The 15,202-nt window shown below is 68.6% G+C and carries 21 protein-coding genes and 1 tRNA gene; 14 read left to right on the top strand and 8 right to left on the bottom strand.

What is annotated here, in order from left to right:
- Nucleotides 1–8 precede the first annotated feature (8 nt).
- The 6 genes from E1288_RS17425 to E1288_RS17400 all read left to right on the top strand — a co-directional run bounded on the left by E1288_RS17425 (nt 9) and on the right by E1288_RS17400 (nt 3,230).
- A complete protein-coding gene (locus E1288_RS17425) occupies nt 9–317 on the top strand; it encodes an SH3 domain-containing protein (RefSeq protein ID WP_132486326.1) in 309 nt (102 codons plus the stop codon).
- A 25-nt stretch (nt 318–342) separates the two neighbouring features.
- Nucleotides 343–582: a DUF4177 domain-containing protein gene (locus E1288_RS17420; RefSeq protein ID WP_235883620.1), complete on the top strand. Its 240-nt coding sequence runs from the start codon at nt 343–345 to the stop codon at nt 580–582.
- 68 nt (nt 583–650) lie between these two features.
- Nucleotides 651–725: transfer RNA gene (locus E1288_RS17415), tRNA-Val, on the top strand.
- A gap of 212 nt (nt 726–937) precedes the next feature.
- On the top strand, nt 938–1,843 hold the full coding sequence (locus tag E1288_RS17410; protein WP_132486324.1) for a hypothetical protein: 906 nt from the start codon (nt 938–940) through the stop codon (nt 1,841–1,843).
- Nucleotides 1,844–2,196: 353 nt separating this feature from the next.
- The gene (locus tag E1288_RS17405; protein ID WP_165968155.1) at nt 2,197–2,646 is read left to right on the top strand and encodes an RICIN domain-containing protein; all 450 of its coding nucleotides are present in this window, start codon (nt 2,197–2,199) and stop codon (nt 2,644–2,646) included.
- A 281-nt stretch (nt 2,647–2,927) separates the two neighbouring features.
- Nucleotides 2,928–3,230 (top strand): hypothetical protein, encoded by a 303-nt coding sequence (locus tag E1288_RS17400; RefSeq protein WP_132486320.1) that lies wholly within the window; start codon nt 2,928–2,930, stop codon nt 3,228–3,230.
- Between the two features lie 128 nt (nt 3,231–3,358).
- On the opposite strand, the gene E1288_RS17395 is transcribed toward E1288_RS17400, so the two are convergent.
- Nucleotides 3,359–3,625 (bottom strand): hypothetical protein, encoded by a 267-nt coding sequence (locus E1288_RS17395; RefSeq protein ID WP_132486318.1) that lies wholly within the window; start codon nt 3,623–3,625, stop codon nt 3,359–3,361.
- A gap of 762 nt (nt 3,626–4,387) precedes the next feature.
- Here E1288_RS17395 and E1288_RS17390 point away from each other — a divergent pair.
- On the top strand, nt 4,388–4,786 hold the full coding sequence (locus E1288_RS17390) for an SSI family serine proteinase inhibitor (RefSeq protein ID WP_132486317.1): 399 nt from the start codon (nt 4,388–4,390) through the stop codon (nt 4,784–4,786).
- A gap of 290 nt (nt 4,787–5,076) precedes the next feature.
- On the opposite strand, the gene E1288_RS17385 is transcribed toward E1288_RS17390, so the two are convergent.
- Entirely contained in the window at nt 5,077–5,496 is a 420-nt protein-coding gene (locus E1288_RS17385) for a hypothetical protein (protein WP_132486315.1), read from the bottom strand.
- Between the two features lie 473 nt (nt 5,497–5,969).
- Between E1288_RS17385 and E1288_RS17380 the strand changes: the two genes are divergently transcribed.
- Nucleotides 5,970–6,266, top strand: a complete 297-nt coding sequence (locus tag E1288_RS17380; protein ID WP_132486313.1) for a hypothetical protein — start codon at nt 5,970–5,972, stop codon at nt 6,264–6,266.
- A 266-nt stretch (nt 6,267–6,532) separates the two neighbouring features.
- A complete protein-coding gene (locus E1288_RS17375; protein ID WP_132486311.1) occupies nt 6,533–6,856 on the top strand; it encodes a hypothetical protein in 324 nt (107 codons plus the stop codon).
- Between the two features lie 313 nt (nt 6,857–7,169).
- On the opposite strand, the gene E1288_RS17370 is transcribed toward E1288_RS17375, so the two are convergent.
- From E1288_RS17370 to E1288_RS17350, 5 genes are all read right to left on the bottom strand, one after another.
- Complete coding sequence (locus tag E1288_RS17370; protein WP_132486309.1) at nt 7,170–7,451, bottom strand: hypothetical protein; 282 nt, start codon at nt 7,449–7,451, stop codon at nt 7,170–7,172.
- A 130-nt stretch (nt 7,452–7,581) separates the two neighbouring features.
- Nucleotides 7,582–7,896: a hypothetical protein gene (locus tag E1288_RS17365; protein ID WP_132486307.1), complete on the bottom strand. Its 315-nt coding sequence runs from the start codon at nt 7,894–7,896 to the stop codon at nt 7,582–7,584.
- A gap of 199 nt (nt 7,897–8,095) precedes the next feature.
- The gene (locus E1288_RS17360; protein WP_132486305.1) at nt 8,096–8,395 is read right to left on the bottom strand and encodes a MoaD/ThiS family protein; all 300 of its coding nucleotides are present in this window, start codon (nt 8,393–8,395) and stop codon (nt 8,096–8,098) included.
- Entirely contained in the window at nt 8,392–9,507 is a 1,116-nt protein-coding gene (locus E1288_RS17355) for a WD40/YVTN/BNR-like repeat-containing protein (protein WP_132486303.1), read from the bottom strand. The genes E1288_RS17360 and E1288_RS17355 overlap by 4 nt, the downstream gene beginning before the upstream one ends.
- A 129-nt stretch (nt 9,508–9,636) precedes the next feature.
- Nucleotides 9,637–10,770 carry an adenosine deaminase gene (locus E1288_RS17350; protein WP_235883619.1) on the bottom strand — a complete coding sequence of 378 codons (1,134 nt, stop codon included), beginning with the start codon at nt 10,768–10,770 and terminating at the stop codon, nt 9,637–9,639.
- 204 nt (nt 10,771–10,974) lie between these two features.
- On the opposite strand from E1288_RS17350, the gene E1288_RS17345 reads away from it, so the two are divergent.
- The 5 genes from E1288_RS17345 (at nt 10,975) to E1288_RS17330 (ending at nt 14,565) form a co-directional block, all read left to right on the top strand.
- Nucleotides 10,975–11,718, top strand: coding sequence for a GntR family transcriptional regulator (locus tag E1288_RS17345; RefSeq protein ID WP_207954402.1), 744 nt, complete (start codon nt 10,975–10,977; stop codon nt 11,716–11,718).
- Between the two features lie 165 nt (nt 11,719–11,883).
- Nucleotides 11,884–12,864 (top strand): nucleoside hydrolase, encoded by a 981-nt coding sequence (locus tag E1288_RS17340; protein ID WP_132486299.1) that lies wholly within the window; start codon nt 11,884–11,886, stop codon nt 12,862–12,864.
- 13 nt (nt 12,865–12,877) lie between these two features.
- Nucleotides 12,878–13,810 (top strand): ribokinase, encoded by a 933-nt coding sequence (locus tag E1288_RS17335; protein ID WP_132486297.1) that lies wholly within the window; start codon nt 12,878–12,880, stop codon nt 13,808–13,810.
- Nucleotides 13,811–13,858: 48 nt separating this feature from the next.
- A complete protein-coding gene (locus tag E1288_RS46990) occupies nt 13,859–14,029 on the top strand; it encodes a hypothetical protein (protein ID WP_165968154.1) in 171 nt (56 codons plus the stop codon).
- Nucleotides 14,030–14,091: 62 nt separating this feature from the next.
- Nucleotides 14,092–14,565, top strand: coding sequence for a DoxX family protein (locus E1288_RS17330; protein WP_132486295.1), 474 nt, complete (start codon nt 14,092–14,094; stop codon nt 14,563–14,565).
- Nucleotides 14,566–14,841: 276 nt separating this feature from the next.
- Here E1288_RS17330 and E1288_RS17325 read toward each other — a convergent pair whose 3' ends face one another.
- Nucleotides 14,842–15,198: a hypothetical protein gene (locus E1288_RS17325; RefSeq protein ID WP_132486293.1), complete on the bottom strand. Its 357-nt coding sequence runs from the start codon at nt 15,196–15,198 to the stop codon at nt 14,842–14,844.
- Nucleotides 15,199–15,202 lie beyond the last annotated feature (4 nt).

Genomic DNA, 15,202 nt, shown 5'->3' with positions numbered 1-15,202 from the left:
GGTATGCCGTGTTCCTGTTGCCTCGTCCGTTGTTGCTCCTCGGTGCCGGTGTGCTCGGGGTGAGCTATCTGGCCGGCACCGGCCAGGTCGGGTTCGGCGTCGGGGAGCCCGGGCCGTGCACTTTCCACGTCACCGCCGACGTCCTCAACGTCCGCTCCGGGCCCGGTTCCGGGGAGGCCCGGGTGGGCAGGCTGGGCAACGGCGAAGAGGTGACGGCGACGCCCAACGTGGTCGGCGGCTTCCGCGATCTGGGCGGCGCGCGCTGGGCGGCCGCCGAGTTCCTGGCGCCCGTGCCGGGCAGCTCCTGCGATCCCTGACGGAACCGGTGCGCGGTGCGCATCGTTGGACTCCTGGGACGTGTTCGAACGGGCGGGAGTGCCGATGCCGTACCAGTACAAGGTCGTGGAGCTCCGGGAGAAGTGGCTCGGCGGCAAGATGTCGGGCGACAAGCTGGAGCGGGTCCTCAACGACCACGCAGCCGAGGGCTGGCAGCTGAAGGCGATCACCGGGGCCGACGTCAAGGGGCGGGTCGGCCCGGGTGGCGTCGAAGGGCTCCTGGTCACCTTCGAGCGCCAGGTGTGAGGCGGGGTGGTGCACGGCCGCTTTCGCGGGTCGGCTAAGCTGAACCCCGCAAGCGGCCGAGCCGCCCGGCGCGATTAGCTCAGCGGGAGAGCACTACCTTGACACGGTAGGGGTCACTGGTTCAATCCCAGTATCGCGCACCACCATTCGAACCCTGTCGGTGATCTCCACCGGCAGGGTTTCGTCGTTCCGGAGGCCTTCGCGGCCGCAGCGACTAGTCGTCCACTGTGGATCCGGCTGGGTCGACGTGTCGACTTGTTGCCCGATGGGGAACCTGTCCCGTTCTGCCGGTGACCGCGCGCATCGGCCTGACTACATTGGTTCAGACCAACATCCCCGAGCCCCGAGGTGGGACATGCGCAGCAGGGCGATCACGGCAATGGTGCTGGCGCTGGCGGCGGTGGCCCCCGGCGTCGCCGGCGCGGGGAATCCCGCGCCGGTGGCGGATCCGCCGCCCGCCACCTGGCAGGAGCACTGGTTCGAGCACGACCAGAACCTGCGGCTGATCGACCACAACGACACCGTGGCGCTCTACTTCGACCAGGACGTCGACCCGGCCGCGCGGGAATGGCTGATGCCGTACCTGACCTCGATGTGGCAGTACTCCCAGCAGACCTACGGCAACTCCGGCAACCAGATGACGGCCGACCGGCTGTACTCGATCCACCACGAGGGCAAGTACTACGGAGGCCACCCGTCGACCGTCTACGACGAGTCGCACGACTTCCGCAACGTCAGCGACGTCGGTGGCGACGACTGGACCACGCCGCAGTACGAGATCGTGACGCACGAGGCGGGGCACGTCGTCGAGAGCATCGCCGCCGGGAAGCACGGCTCGCCCGCATTCGGCCTGTGGGGCGACAGCAAGTGGATGGAGTTCTACATCTACGACGTCTACAAGTCGCTCGGAATGGCGGCCGAGGCCGAGGACTTCTACAACCGGAAGACCGCCGACGATCACGTGGACGACTTCCCGCGCGCCGGCACGCACTGGTTCCGCGACTGGTTCCACCCGCTGTGGCGCGACCACGGCGGCGCCCAGGTGATGGTGCGCTACTTCGACCTGCTGGGGCGGTACTTCCCGGCCAACGGCGAGGAATTCGCCCGCGACATGAACTGGGGCGAGTTCGTGCACTTCATGAGCGGCGCGGCCGGGGTGAACCTGAAGGGCCTCGCCACCGAGGCGTTCGGCTGGCCTGCGGAGTGGGAGGAGCAGTTCCTCAAGGCGCAGCGGGACTTCCCGGACGTCCGGTACTCCTGACAGCGGCATCACGCGGCCGCCCGGTCCCGTCACCTCACGCGATCGGGTAGCCGCACGCCCGGGCACCGGCTAATCTGAAACAAGACTCACTTTTCGCATTTTTGACCGTTGCCAAAACGTGTCCATTGAGGACCGTTATCTGCTTTGATCTAGGCGTCGTTACCGATGTCGCGCAGTGGCCACACGTTGTAGTGACCCGGTGCGATATTTCCTTCCGGTGCTGGTAGAGATCTTATTCGGACGGTCGGAAAACCGATCGCCAATCCCGAAGAAGTTTCTGTCTGGAGGGGTTTGTAATGACGCGTGCTCGCTGGATGTTCGGTGCTATCGGTGCTCTGGCTGCGATTTCCCTCGTGCCGGCGGGAGCCCAGGCCGCTTCGGCTCCTGCCCCGGCGTACCCGGGGGCGGAGATCAGCAGCGTCGTCGACGGGTCCCGGTGGGTCGACTTCGGCAGCGACTCGGTGGTCAAGACCGCCCCGTTCGGCGTCCTCGGCGAGGCCGACAAGTGGGTCGTCTCCGACCGGTTCGACGGCAGCTGGACCATTCGGAACCAGCAGACGAACCGTTGTGTGCAGGCCAACTCGCAGGGCGGGCCGCAGGTCCTCTCCCTGCCGTGCCAGCCCGGAAACCCGAGCCAAGACTGGGTTTTCGCGCGGGATGAAAACGGCTGGATCATCAGCCCCAAGCTGGACCAGGACGTCGCGGTGACCGTCGAGCCGCACGCTCCGGTGGGGACCTGGCTGAAGCTCGAACCGCGCTGGCAGTCGTTCGGCAACACGAACGTCTTCCGGTTCGACGCCTGAAGCTGATCCGGCCGGCCCCGCCGGGGCCGCGGTAGCGACCCGCTGATCCGACGCGCGCAGCCGCCGGATCAGCGGGTTTCTTCATGCGCGCGGCGCCGCTGATCACCATTTGGAGTGATCAAGAGGTTTCGGTCCGCCGCCGAATGCCAATGCGCCGGTAGGTTTCTGTTGCCCCATTTCGGGGGGCGGATTCCAAGGTGCCCGGGTGCTTCGCAATTCCGATCGCCGCGGGGCGCCCTGGACGGCGCGAAAATCGATTGGTCTACGAAGGGAATCGGTTGATGAGTACTGCGAAGCAGGCGCTCGCCGCGGCCGCTGTGGCGTTGCCGCTGCTGCTGGTGGCCTCCGGCACGGCGTTGGCGGCCAACGGTCCTTCGGCGAGCCCGCCGAAGGCCTCCTGGATCGTGAAGCAGACCCAGGAGCAGGCCGAGCAGAACCACACGGTGCAGAACAACATCAACGTCTCGCCGATCACCCAGGTCAGCACCAGCGGCAAGGGTGAGCAGTCGGCGCTGACCTTTACCCAGCAGAACAACTACAACAGCTCCGAGCAGACCGAGGGCGAGCTGCAGGTCGAGGACTAGTCCGGCGGATCCGGGCGAGCACCGCGGCGGCGGGTGGGGATGAAAAAGGGCTTGGCCCGGCGACAGGATCGCCGGGCCAAGCTCTTCTCAGATGCGGGAGGACTGAGGTAGCGAGGGGGCCGCTATCGTCACCAGTCTTCCTGCACGCCAACCTCGGTCTGGTCGGTGTCGGCGTCGTTGGACTGGTTGCTCCAGCTCACCGAGTTCGCCTCACCGCTGCCCACGTTGAACGTGTACTGCGTCGGCACGTTCACGTTGGCCTGGTCGGTGCTGGCGTGCTGGTCCTGGTCGATGTTCTGGTCATCGCTCTTCTTGTGGCACTTCTGGCTGTGGCAGGGCTTGCCGTGCCCGTGACCGCCGTCGTCGGCCAGCGCCATTCCCGGGGCACCGAGCATGAGGGGGAGTCCCAGAGCGGTTGCAGCAATGACGCGCTTGGCAGAAAGCATAACCTAAAACCCCTTCGTACTTACTTTAGTGGATGACGCCGCAAGGAATCCTTTTGCCGACTTTGCGTCGTGCTGAATCGGCAGCGGATTCCCGTCGGGATTAAGAAACCCTGCCGCAGCGGGGCCATCTAGAACATAGCGTGGCCGCAAATCCGTGCAACCCGAGATTTTGGTCGCTCACCTCATCTGATGATCTCGATCGGTGTGCTTGCGCAGTGGGCCACCTGACGGAGATCTGCGCCAGGAGCAAGGCATTGCGCAGTGCAGCAGCCCGCCGCTCGACTGCCTGGAGACGATCACGCGATCGGCAGGCCGTGCCCGGTTGGGGGCGCGTTGCGGCTACGTTCCGTCCGCGGTTCCGGGTGTGCATTCGATTTGCGCGGCGCAGGCGTCGTCGGGGCCGATGTCCGCTCGGAATAAGAAAAATCGACGTGAAACGTCGTCGCTTCTTTTCGGGTCCGGGACACTGGCGGGTTAATGGTGCCTACCCGGTGTCGCCGAGCGGCACGATGCCGTCGCCGAATCGGAGCGGGTAGATCGTCGTGGTGGACCGGCCGGGTGCGAGATCGCCGCTCGGCGGTGGCTGGCCGTAGTGACGACCGCTTCGAGGGAGCCCGATAGGTGATCGTTTGGACTTCGCGCGGAGAGATCGTTCGGCGTGCGGTAAGGAGGACGGGGGTTTTCTTTCTGTTCGGACGGAGGATGCAGGAAATGACCGATTCCCGGTTGTTCGGACGCGGTGTGGTGAGCATCGTCTTCGCTGCTGCGGTGCTGGTTCCAGGAGTTGCTTCGGCCACGTCCGACGGTGCGGGGCAGAGCACGTTGAAGTTGACGGTGACGGAATCCCGGAAAACCCGGACGGTCACGCTGACCTGCGATCCGGCGAGAGGAGAGCACCCGCGCGCGACCGACGCGTGCGCGGAGCTGCAGCGGGTGGACGGGAAGTTCGAGCGGTTGGACCCGGGTGAGCCGAAGAGCTGCACCAAGGAGAGCCGCCAGGTGAACGCGTCCGCGGAGGGCACCTGGCGCGGTCAGCCGGTCGGATACCAGGTGATGCTGGCCAATCCTTGCGCGCTGAAGGCCGCGACCGGTTCCGTGTTCGACTTCTGATCACCCGTGCCGCCGCACCCCAGGGATTGCCGAAAGGCAAGGAGTGCAGCGTGAAAGTCGCCGCCCGTGGTCGCGCACGCCACGCGGCGGAACCAAGGTGGGATCGCATTCGCAGGGCGTGACTCTGGCCCTTCGGCCCGCCTGCGCCGCACTCGCAGTGGCTTCACCGGCAGGCCCCGGTGAAGCCACTGCGTTTCTTTCCGGCGATGTGATTCCCGGCCGACCGCAGCAGAACGTCGGGGAGCGGAATTCCTCCCGCTCCCCGACGTTCTGCTGCTTGCTGTTCCCGGTCAGCAGCGTCCCGCGATGGTCCGGTCGAAGATGACGGTCGGGCCCGTCGCCACGACCACCCGGGAGTTCTTGCCGTTGGCGATGCTGACGCTGTTGATGGACATGCCGTTACCGCTGACGGAGCCGCTGGCCCGTTGTTCTCCGTCCACCGTGACGACGTAGGAGTGCTTCTGGCCGTCGTTGGTGGCGCTGCGGACGGTCAGCCGCACCGTGGACGACGCGGAAACCTCCTGCATGGCAGCGATTTTCGGTGCTGCGGCCACGAACGGGAGGTCGGCCGCGTGCAGGCACCTGGCCTCGCCCACCTCGATGGTCAGCGGTGGCCCGGCCGCCCAGGCCGTCGCGGCGACCACCGAGGCGCCGGCGGTCAGAGTTCCCAGTGCGGCCAGCACGACTGCCGTCTCGCGGCGAATTCCCATGACTTTCCTCCTGAAACGAGATTCGGATCCTGAGCAGTTACGAACGCTAGGGGCGACCCGCGCGCCGTGCCCGGCGGGCCTTCCCGGCATGGCCCCAACGTGCGACCTCCGACGGTCTGGATTTCGCGAGATCGACTTGCGCAAGTCACTGTGGGGCAACGGTTTTGCATGTCCTTCTTGATCATTTCGTGATCGGGATCGAGATTCTACTTCTTGATCTATTTCCTCGTGGTCGATCTCCTTCATCTGATCAGTTGAGTTGTGCGGGGTCGATTCCCGGCGCGTCGGACGCACTGCGTGATCGTGCATCCGCACGGGTGGCGAGTGATTCTCTTTGGTGTGGCTCGACATGCCGGACCGACCAAATCAATGGCAACGTTTGTCGTGCCGGTCGGCGCACCCCAAATTCCCGGAATTCCGGGAACTCAGACCGCCGGTCCGGCGAATGTCCAACATGGATGGGAGCTATACGAATGCGTACTTCGATTCGCCTTCTCGGTGTCACCGCTGCTGCTGCTGCGATGCTGGCCATGGGCTCGCCCGCCTTCGCCGACGGCGGCAAGCACAAGGGTGGGAAGGACGACCACTCGGTGACGGCCTCCGAGGCTGAGGGTGGCAAGGGCGAGGGCGGCAACGGTGGCCTCGGCGTGAACGTCCTGTGTGGCATCGGCGTCGGCGTCCTCGGCGAGGGCACTGGCTCGTGCTCCGCCGGCAACGGCGGCAACGGAATCGGTGGCGACGCCGATTCCAGCGCGTACAGCGAGGACTGATCAGGACGCGGGCGACCCCCAGCCCGCACGTCCCGATGAGAGCGTGTCGACCGGTCTGCGAGCTGGTCGGCACGCTCTTTTTGTTGGAGCAACGAAATCCGGTAGCACCTACGGGTGACTGGTGTGTCGATCTGCATGTCGTTGGAGGTGTTCCGCGGGCTCCGGTGAAAGGGTCCACGCGTTGATTTCGGTACCGCCGAATCCTTCCGGGCAGCAGTGGCGGAGCCGTTCAACCAAAGTGGTATCCATCCAGATTGGAGTTCACAGTGCGCAGGTCTGTTCGTGTTCTGTTCGCCGGGGCCGCCGCAGTCGGGTTGCTCGCGATGGGAGGGTCTCCGGCGCTGGCCGCCAAGGGCAAGGAGAAGGCGTCCGACGACGACTCCACCGTGACCGCTGCGGCCGAAGGTGGTGCCGGCGGCAACGGCGGCAACGGTGGCTTCGGGGTGAACGTTTGCCCGTCCATCGCCGTGCTGGCTCCGGCGAAGGCCGACTGCGGCGCGGGCAACGGCGGCAGCGCCAACGGCGGCGACGCCGAAGCGACCGCGGAAGACGACAGCAAGGACCGGAAGTACTCCAAGGACGACGAGTGATCCTGGGAATTTCCTAGGGGCGCGGAAGCCGCGTCGGTCGCTGCGCGGCCGACGTGTCGCGCCCGAGGTTCTCGCTGGTAGCGGGCAGGCCACGTCCGAAGAAATCCCACGGCCTGCCCGCTTTTCGAGCGTAAGGCCGCCGGTTCGACCGCGATCGGTCGAACCGGCGAAGCCGCCCGGATCGGGCGATCCGGGCGCGCGAGGTCTGGACCACAATGGACGGTTCCGATCCTCGGTATTCATGAAAATGTGTCGGCCTCTTTGTGGAGACCGACACACGTTCATTTCTCGTCCTGCGAACTATTTTCGGGCGTCAGTCCTCGTCCTCGTCTTCGCCATGGCTCTTGGCATCGGCATCGGCGGATCCGTTGGAGCTCGTGCCGTTCGGTGCCACCGAGCACTCGGCCGTGATCTGGCCGCCGGTGAGGGAGAGCGGTCGGCAGAGGCTGAACCCCTGGCCAGATTCGCCGTCGCTGCCGGGTTTTTCGGTGGTGCTCCGCTCGGCCTGCGCGACCGGCTGGGTCGCCAGGCCGGCCGCCAGCACGCCGACGCCGAGTGCGGCGGCGGTGCCGAGGAGGCGTGCAGAAATGATCACTAGTACTCCGTTCCACGTCGTCGCCCCGGACTCGTCATCGGCAGCAGGCCTGGCGTTCCGGTTCGGGGCGAAGACTTCGGTGGCCGGACTGCTCCCGTTCGGGCGGGAGCATCCGGCCGCGATTCCAGTGTCAGTCGTCGGATTCGGTGTCCCGGCTGTCGTCCTCCGCCTCGGCCCACGCGTCGCCGCCGTTCGCGCTGCCGCCGTTGCCGGCGCCGCAGTGGGCTTCGGCCTTCGCGAGGATGCCGATCGCCGGGCAGATGTTCACGCCGAATCCGCCGTTGCCACCATTCCCGCCGTTGCCGCCCTGGGCCGCGGCCGTGACGGTGGAGTCGTTGTCGGACTCCTTGCTCTTGCCCTTGGCGGCCAGCGCCGGGGAAGCCCCCATCGTGAGCAGGCCGACGGCCGCGACCCCTGCGAACAGGGCACGGGTTGAACTGCGCATGTCAGACTCCGATCTGGATTTTTCCGGTGGTGTCACGGCCGGCCGCGATTCGTCGGGGCGGGCGAATGACGCGGCAAACCTTCCACCGGTGTCGCAGATCGACACGCCAACACGCCGGGAAATTCGGGCGACCACCCATTAGTTGAACGGAACCCCGGAATATTCCAGTCTACTGTGGACTGCTGGTCGATCCGGCGCCTCAGCCGCCGGCCATCGCACCGACGATCAGGTACGGCTGCTCGCCCGCCGCCACCGCCGGCGGCAGCGGGGCGTCCGGCGGCTCGTTGGAGAGGTCTTCCTCGCAGGCGAAGAACCGGATGAAGGCCCGGCGCAGCTGGGTCTCCTGGTTCCGGATCGTGCCGCGCAACATCGGGTACCGGGTCTCCAGCGCGTCGAGCACCGCGCGCTGCGTCGGCCGGCCGTCGACGTCCAGCTCGATCTCGCGGTCCGCGATCTTGGCGAGCGTCCGCAGGTGGGCGGGAAGCACGACCCGGATCATGGCAGCGTCTGCACCTCGACGGACAGGACCGCCGGGAGGTCCCGGACGATCGGCTGCCAGTTGTTCCCGGCGTCGGGAGACACGTACACCTGGCCGCCGGTGGTGCCGAAGTAGATGCCGCACTCGTCCAGCGAATCCACGGCCATCGCGTCGCGCAGCACGTTGACGTAGCAGTGGCTCTGCGGCAGGCCGTTGGTCAGCGGCTCCCACTCGTGGCCGCCGGTCCGGCTGCGGTAGACGCGCAGCCGGCCCTCCGGCGGGTAGTGCTGCTCGTCGCTCTGGATCGGGACGACGTAGACCGTGTCCGGCTCGTGGGCGTGCACGTCGATCGGGAAGCCGAAGTCGGACGGCAGGTCACCGCTGATCTCGTACCAGGAATCGCCGGCGTCGTCGCTGCGCATCACGTCCCAGTGCTTCTGCATGAACAGCACGTCCGGGCGTTCCCGGTGCAGCGCGATGCGGTGCACGCAGTGGCCGACCTCGGCGTCCGGATCGACGATGCCCTCCGAGTGCAGGCCGCGGTTGATCGGCTGCCAGCTCTTGCCGCCGTCGTCGGTGCGGAAGGCGCCCGCCGCCGAGATCGCGGTGAACATCCGGTTCGGGTCGTCCGGCGCGTGGATGATCGTGTGCAGGCACATCCCGCCGGCGCCCGGTTGCCAGCCGGCGGCGGAGCGGTGCTCGCGCAGTGCGGGCAGCTCGTGCCAGGTCTTGCCGCCGTCGGTGGTGCGGAACAGCGCGGCGTCCTCGACCCCGGCGTGCACGGTGTCCGGGTCGGTCGGCGACGGCTCGAGGTGCCAGACCCGCTCGAACTCCCAGGGGTGCGGGGTGCCGTCGTACCAGAGGTGCGTGCCGGGCGTGCCGTCGTAGGAGAACCGGTTCCCCACCGGCTCCCAGGTCCGGCCGCCGTCGTCGGAGCGCTGGATCAGCTGGCCGAACCAGCCGAGCGACTGCGAGGCGTACAGCCGGTCCGGGTCCGCCGGCGAGCCCTTGAGGTGGTACAGCTGCCAGCCGCCGAAGTGCGGGCCGCTGATGTCCCACCGCTCGCGGGTGCCGTCCGCGGTCAGGATGAACGCGCCCTTGCGGGTACCGACGAGAACTCGAACACGGCTCATGGGGACACTCCCTGGTCAGCGGTGAGCAGCGGGCCCACCGCCGGTCAATGTAGGACCGCGGACCGCCGATGTCCTGTCGAACGCTCGCGAGCGCTTCGGGCCGCCGTGCCGGCCCGAAGCGCTCCCGCGTCAGGCCAGCGCCGGTTCGTGGTCGGCCACCGGGCCGAACAGGGCCTCGGAGCGCAGGGCCGCGTAGCCGGGCTTGATCACCTCGTTGATCAGCGCCAGGCGCTGGTCGAACGGGATGAACGCCGACTTCATCGCGTTCACCGTGAACCACTGCAGGTCGTCGAGCGAGTAGTGGAAGTTCTCTACCAGCTCGGTGAACTCGCGGGTCATCGACGTCTGGCTCATCAGCCGGTTGTCGGTGTTCACCGTGACCCGGAAGCCCAGCCGCCGCAGCAACGCGATCGGGTGTTCCGCGACCGACGCGACGGTGCCGGTGTGCACGTTCGAGCGCGGGCACATCTCCAGCGGGATGCGCCGGTCCCGCACGAACGACGCCAGCCTGCCGAGCCGGGCGGTGCCGTCCTCGGCGAGGTCGATGTCGTCCACGATGCGCACGCCGTGGCCCAGCCGGGCCGCGCCGCACCACTGGATGGCCTCCCAGATCGACGGCAGCCCGAAGCCCTCGCCGGCGTGGATGGTGAAGTGGCAGTTCTCCCGCCGCAGGTACTCGAACGCCTCCAGCGAGCGGGTGGGCGGGAAGCCGGCCTCCGGGCCCGCGATGTCGAAGCCCACGACGCCCGCGTCGCGGTACCGCACGACGAGTTCCGCGATCTCCCGGGCGCGCGCCTCCTGCCGCATCGCGCACAGCAGCACGCCGATGCGGATGCGGTTGCCCGCTTCTCGCGCCCGCGCCGCTCCGCGCCGGAACCCGTCGAGCATCGCCTCGACGACCTCGTCCAGCGACAGCCCCTGCTGGGTGCTCAGCTCCGGTGCGTGGCGGACCTCGGCGTACACGACGCCGTCCGCGGCCAGGTCTTCGGCGCATTCGGCGGCGACCCTGCTGATCGCGTCCGCGGTCTGCATGACGCCGACGGTGTGCACGAACCGCTCCAGGTACTCCTCCAGCGAGCCGGCCCCGGCCGCGGCGGCGAACCACTCGGTGACCCCGGCGACGTCGGACGTCGGCAGTGCGCCGTAGCCCTGCTGCTCCGCCAGCTCCACGACCGTCTCGGGGCGCAGCCCGCCGTCGAGGTGGTCGTGCAGCAGCACCTTCGGGACGCGGCGGAGCTGGTCGGCGATCGGCGAGTCGGGCACTTGTTCCCTCCTGGGGTTCGGTGTTCCCGGCGACCTCGGCCGGGATTTCCTGTCTGACATGTTAGGCATGTTGGCGGAAGGATCTACCCGCCGAAGGTGACCTACGTCAAGGTGTGGTCTCCGGTTCTTCTCCCGCTTGCCGGAGTTGACGTGCGGGACCATCTCTCTTAACTTGTCTGACATCAACCCGGCAGGAGGTGCGGCGTGGCTTCCAGACGACCTCAGCGTCGACCGGTCGTGGACCTCTACGAGCGGATCGCCGAGGCCATCAGGCAGGGCACCTATCCGCCGGGTTCGACGCTGCCGTCCGAGCTGGACCTCGCGACCGAGCTCGGCGTGAGCCGGCCGGCGCTGCGGGAAGCGTTGATCCTCCTCCAAGAGGACGGCGTGATCACCGTGCGGCGGGGAGTGGGGCGGACGGTCAGCGACCGCCCGGCCCGGCGGGGCTTCGAACGGCTGCAACCGGTCGAGGACCTGCTGGGCGCGGACAGCACCAAGGTGCGGCCGCTGGTGCGCGACATCGAGCAGCCGACCGACCTGGTGATGCAGCACCTGCCGGTGCCGGCCAGCTGCGAGATCCGGTTCTGGGAGAGCGTCGTCGACGTCGACGGCGTGCCGTCCTGCCTGGTGGAGGAGTGGAGCGTGCACGACGAGGCGCTGGCCGCCGTCGATCCCGCGCTGCCCGGAGCCCTGGCGGCGGCCGAAGCCCGGCCGAGCACGATGCTGCACGTCATCGGCTCGATCGACCCGCACCTGCCGCTCAGCGGCGCCAGCACGATCAACGCGACCGTGCTGGGGCGGCGCCGCGGGGAGGTCTTCGACCGGTCGCCGGACACGCCGGTCGTGCTGGTCACGCAGGTCGTCTCGATGGAGCGGACCCCGCTGATCGCCGCCAAGTACGTGCTGCCCAGCGGCGCGCCGGGCCTCCCGGTGCGCCAATCCCGATGAACACCGAACAACCACAGCCGGAGCTCCGCGGGCCCGTCTCGATCTGACGCGATCACCCGCTCCGCTTCCCGGGGCAACGCTCGTGCGCGTTTTGGATCGCCATAGCGCTCCAAAACGCGCACGAGTCCCGCGAGACTCCGCTCCCAGCAGAAAGGCGCGCTACCGATGGCGTCCAAGGAAACCCTGATCGTCGACTGCGACACCGGAATCGACGACGCGTTGGCGTTGCTCTACCTGCTGAGGGACCCGGACGTCGACATCCGGGCTGTGACCACGGTCTTCGGCAACATCGACGCGGTCACCGCGGCCGACAACACGCTGCGGGTGCTCGAACTGGCCGGGCGGCCGGACATCCCGGTGGCCATCGGCGCCCGCGACAACTGGCTCGGGAACGCGCACTTCGCGCCGTACGTGCACGGCGCGGACGGTCTCGGCAACACGGACCTGCCCGCGCCGACGGCCAGGCCGGTCGCCGAGCCCGCCGCGGAACTCATCGTGCGCCTCGCCAGGGAGAACCCCAGCACGCTGCACCTGCTCGCGGTCGGTCCGCTGACGAACCTGGCCACCGCCGTGCTGCTCGAGCCCGAACTGCCCGGGCTGGTCAAGCACGTCACGATCATGGGCGGCGCGATCCGGCATCCGGGCAACGCCACCCCGGCGGCCGAGGCGAACATCAGCAACGACCCGGAGGCGGCGCGAACGGTGCTGACCGCCGGCTGGCCGATCACGCTGGTGCCGCTGGACGCGACCATGGGCGAGCGGATCACCGAGGGGCACCAGCGCCGGCTCCGCGAGACCGGCACGCCGGTCACCGCATTCGCCGCGCAGATGCTGGACCAGTACTTCGACTTCTACGAGGGGAACGTGTTCGGCGACCGCAGCGCGGCCTGCCACGATCCGCTGGCCGCGGCCATCGCGGTCGGCGACGTCTCCCCGGTGCTGGCGCCGGTCGTCGCGGTCGACGTGGAGACGAGCCAGGGGCCGGGGCGCGGCGCGACCGTCGCCGACGTCCGCGGGCAGTACCGGAACTTCCCGGCCCAGGATGATGCGCACGTGCGCGTGGTGCTGGAGACCGGCGGCGACTTCGCCGAGCTGCTGGCCGATCGGCTGTGCGACGACCCCACCCCGACGCGACGCGTGGCGTGAGAGGGGATTTGCGATGACGCGCACCGAAGACGTCGTCGTGGTCGGTTCGCTGAACGTCGACCTGACCGCGCGCGTGCAACGCCATCCGCTGCCGGGCGAAACGGTGCACGCCGCATCGCTGGCCACCAGCGCAGGCGGCAAGGGCGCCAACCAGGCGGTCGCCGCGGCACGGCTCGGCGCCCGAACGGCGCTGGTGGGCCGGGTCGGCGCGGACGCGCACGGCGAGATGCTGCTGGCCGCCCTGCGCACCGATGGCGTCGGGACCGAGCACACCCGCCGCGACGCTGAAGCGGTCACCGGCACCGCACTGATCACCGTCTCGGACACCGGCGAGAACAGCATCATCGTGTCCGCCGGGGCGAACGCGCGCCTGTCGCCGACGGACATCGCGGCCGCTCAGTCGCTGATCGAGGCGGCGCGGGTGGTGTCGGTCGTGCTGGAAGTGCCGGTCGAAACCGTCGTCGCCGCCGCCCGTGCCGCGCGGGCGGCCGGGGCGCGGTTCGTGCTGAACCTGTCCCCGGTGGTCGACCTGCCCGCCGAGGTGCTGGAGCTCGCCGACCCGCTGATCGTCAACGAGCACGAAGCCCGGGAAATCCTGCGGCGCAACGGCTTTCCGGTGCCCGCCGACAACGTCGGGCACGCGACCGGGCTCCTCCGGGTCGGTGCGCGTTCGGTGGTGGTCACCTTCGGCGCGGACGGCGCGGCGGTCGCGGATGCCGGTCATGTCGAGGAAATTCCCGGTGCGCCGGCCGACGCGGTCGACACCACCGGGGCGGGTGATGCTTTCGCCGCCACCGCAGCATGGCGGCTGAGCCAGGGTGATTCGCTTCCCACTGCCGTGTGGTGGGCGACCCGCGTGGGGGCCTGCAGCGTGCAACATTCCGGTGCGCAAGCGTCCTATCCCACGCTCGACCGCGTGCTGAGCGGGGCCGGGCTGCCGAAGTAGTCGCCCCTGGCCCAGCGGCTGGCGGAGGGCGTGCCGAAACCCACGATCGTGCTCGACATCGACAACTACGCGGACGAAGGCGTCCTTCCGCCGGCGGTCTGGGCCGATTCCGGCCATGAGCAGGATCCGGACGCCTCGGGTCTCGCGCAGCGGGCGGGGGCGATGCTCGAAGGCTCCAGTCTCCTGCACCACTACCTGGACGACGAATCTTTACATTGACAAGATACGGCCCGGGTGGGCATCTTGTCACTGACAAGTTTGCTTTCTCCGGGGAGGTCGAGATGGCTCCGTTGATCATCCTGTTGGCCGTCACGCTGGTGCTGCTGGTGGCGGGCGCCGTCGGCGTCCGCGGCCTGAGGCCCTGGCCGGTAGCCGTGCGCGGCGGGCTCTCGGCGATGTTCGTGGCGACCGGCATCGCGCATTTCGTCGGAATGCGGGAGCAGCTCATCAGCATGGTGCCGCCGGCGCTGCCCGCACCCGGCCTGCTCGTGACCGTCACCGGGATCCTGGAGCTGGTGGGTGCGGCGGGGCTGCTGTGGCACCGCACCGCGCCGTGGGCCGCGGGCGGGCTCGGGCTCATGCTCATCGCGATGTTCCCCGCGAACGTCTACGCGGCGCTGGAAGGAATCCTCACCGCCGCGGACGACCAACTCGTCCCGCGAACCGCGATGCAGGTCGTCTTCCTGGCCGCCACCGCCGTGGTCGTCGTCCACCACGTGCGCGCTCGCAATGGGCGCGCAGTCGAGGCGAACTGAGTTTTTCCCACTCACGGGTCATCGTCGCCGGGCTCAACGGGGGCGGAGAGCCGGTAGATGTCCTCGGGCGGCGGGGCGTTTCGTCGCAGGCCGCGAAAGGCGTCTGCGGTGGGGCGGGGTCGTTGTGCTCGCCTCGTGCGGAAAACCCCGATCGAGTTCCCGCGGCGGGGCGCCGTCGCGCGGGAACTCGATCGTTTCGGGGGTTCCGGTGCCAGGCAAAGTCCACTGAGGACTCCGGCGCCGGGGTCGGGGCGGGGTCTTGGCGGCTGGCCGGCGTCAGGCGGAGGCGGCCAGCCAGGTCGAGCGGCCCGCGTGGGTCGGCAGCCAGCAGCCCGTGGGCTGGGCGCCGAGGTCCGGGGCCGGTTCGGACAGTGCGAGCAGCTCGGCGATCACTTCGCGCGCGGGACCGGTGGTTCGCCACAGGACCTTGCTCGGGAAGAGGACGTCCGGCTCGTCACCGGGGATCCGCGCGGCATCGGCTTCGTGCTCGCTGAACAGCTGCACGATGTCGAAAACCCCGCGGTGGACCCGGATTCCCACCACGGCGACCAGGCCGCCGTCGGCGTCGCGCGGGTGCGCGAACTGGAAATCGCGGGCTACCAGGGCTTGCAGGCCGTTGGTAATCTCGTTCATGGCG

The sequence above is a fragment of the Saccharopolyspora elongata genome (assembly GCF_004348985.1).
In the GTDB taxonomy this organism is placed as follows: Bacteria; Actinomycetota; Actinomycetes; order Mycobacteriales; family Pseudonocardiaceae; genus Saccharopolyspora; species Saccharopolyspora elongata.
The sequence above is the reverse complement of the archived record's forward strand: the minus strand, read 5'-3'. Positions and strand labels throughout refer to the sequence as shown.

Coding starts and splice junctions, on each gene's coding strand:
- E1288_RS17395 (WP_132486318.1), bottom strand. CDS start 3,625: ATGCTCGGTGCCCCGGGAATGGCGCTGGCCGACGACGGCGGTCACGGG.
- E1288_RS17325 (WP_132486293.1), bottom strand. CDS start 15,198: ATGAACGAGATTACCAACGGCCTGCAAGCCCTGGTAGCCCGCGATTTC.
- E1288_RS17355 (WP_132486303.1), bottom strand. CDS start 9,507: ATGAGCCGTGTTCGAGTTCTCGTCGGTACCCGCAAGGGCGCGTTCATC.
- E1288_RS17390 (WP_132486317.1), top strand. CDS start 4,388: ATGACCGATTCCCGGTTGTTCGGACGCGGTGTGGTGAGCATCGTCTTC.
- E1288_RS17365 (WP_132486307.1), bottom strand. CDS start 7,896: ATGCGCAGTTCAACCCGTGCCCTGTTCGCAGGGGTCGCGGCCGTCGGC.
- E1288_RS17400 (WP_132486320.1), top strand. CDS start 2,928: ATGAGTACTGCGAAGCAGGCGCTCGCCGCGGCCGCTGTGGCGTTGCCG.
- E1288_RS17330 (WP_132486295.1), top strand. CDS start 14,092: ATGGCTCCGTTGATCATCCTGTTGGCCGTCACGCTGGTGCTGCTGGTG.
- E1288_RS17385 (WP_132486315.1), bottom strand. CDS start 5,496: ATGGGAATTCGCCGCGAGACGGCAGTCGTGCTGGCCGCACTGGGAACT.
- E1288_RS17340 (WP_132486299.1), top strand. CDS start 11,884: ATGGCGTCCAAGGAAACCCTGATCGTCGACTGCGACACCGGAATCGAC.
- E1288_RS17380 (WP_132486313.1), top strand. CDS start 5,970: ATGCGTACTTCGATTCGCCTTCTCGGTGTCACCGCTGCTGCTGCTGCG.
- E1288_RS17410 (WP_132486324.1), top strand. CDS start 938: ATGCGCAGCAGGGCGATCACGGCAATGGTGCTGGCGCTGGCGGCGGTG.
- E1288_RS17360 (WP_132486305.1), bottom strand. CDS start 8,395: ATGATCCGGGTCGTGCTTCCCGCCCACCTGCGGACGCTCGCCAAGATC.
- E1288_RS17335 (WP_132486297.1), top strand. CDS start 12,878: ATGACGCGCACCGAAGACGTCGTCGTGGTCGGTTCGCTGAACGTCGAC.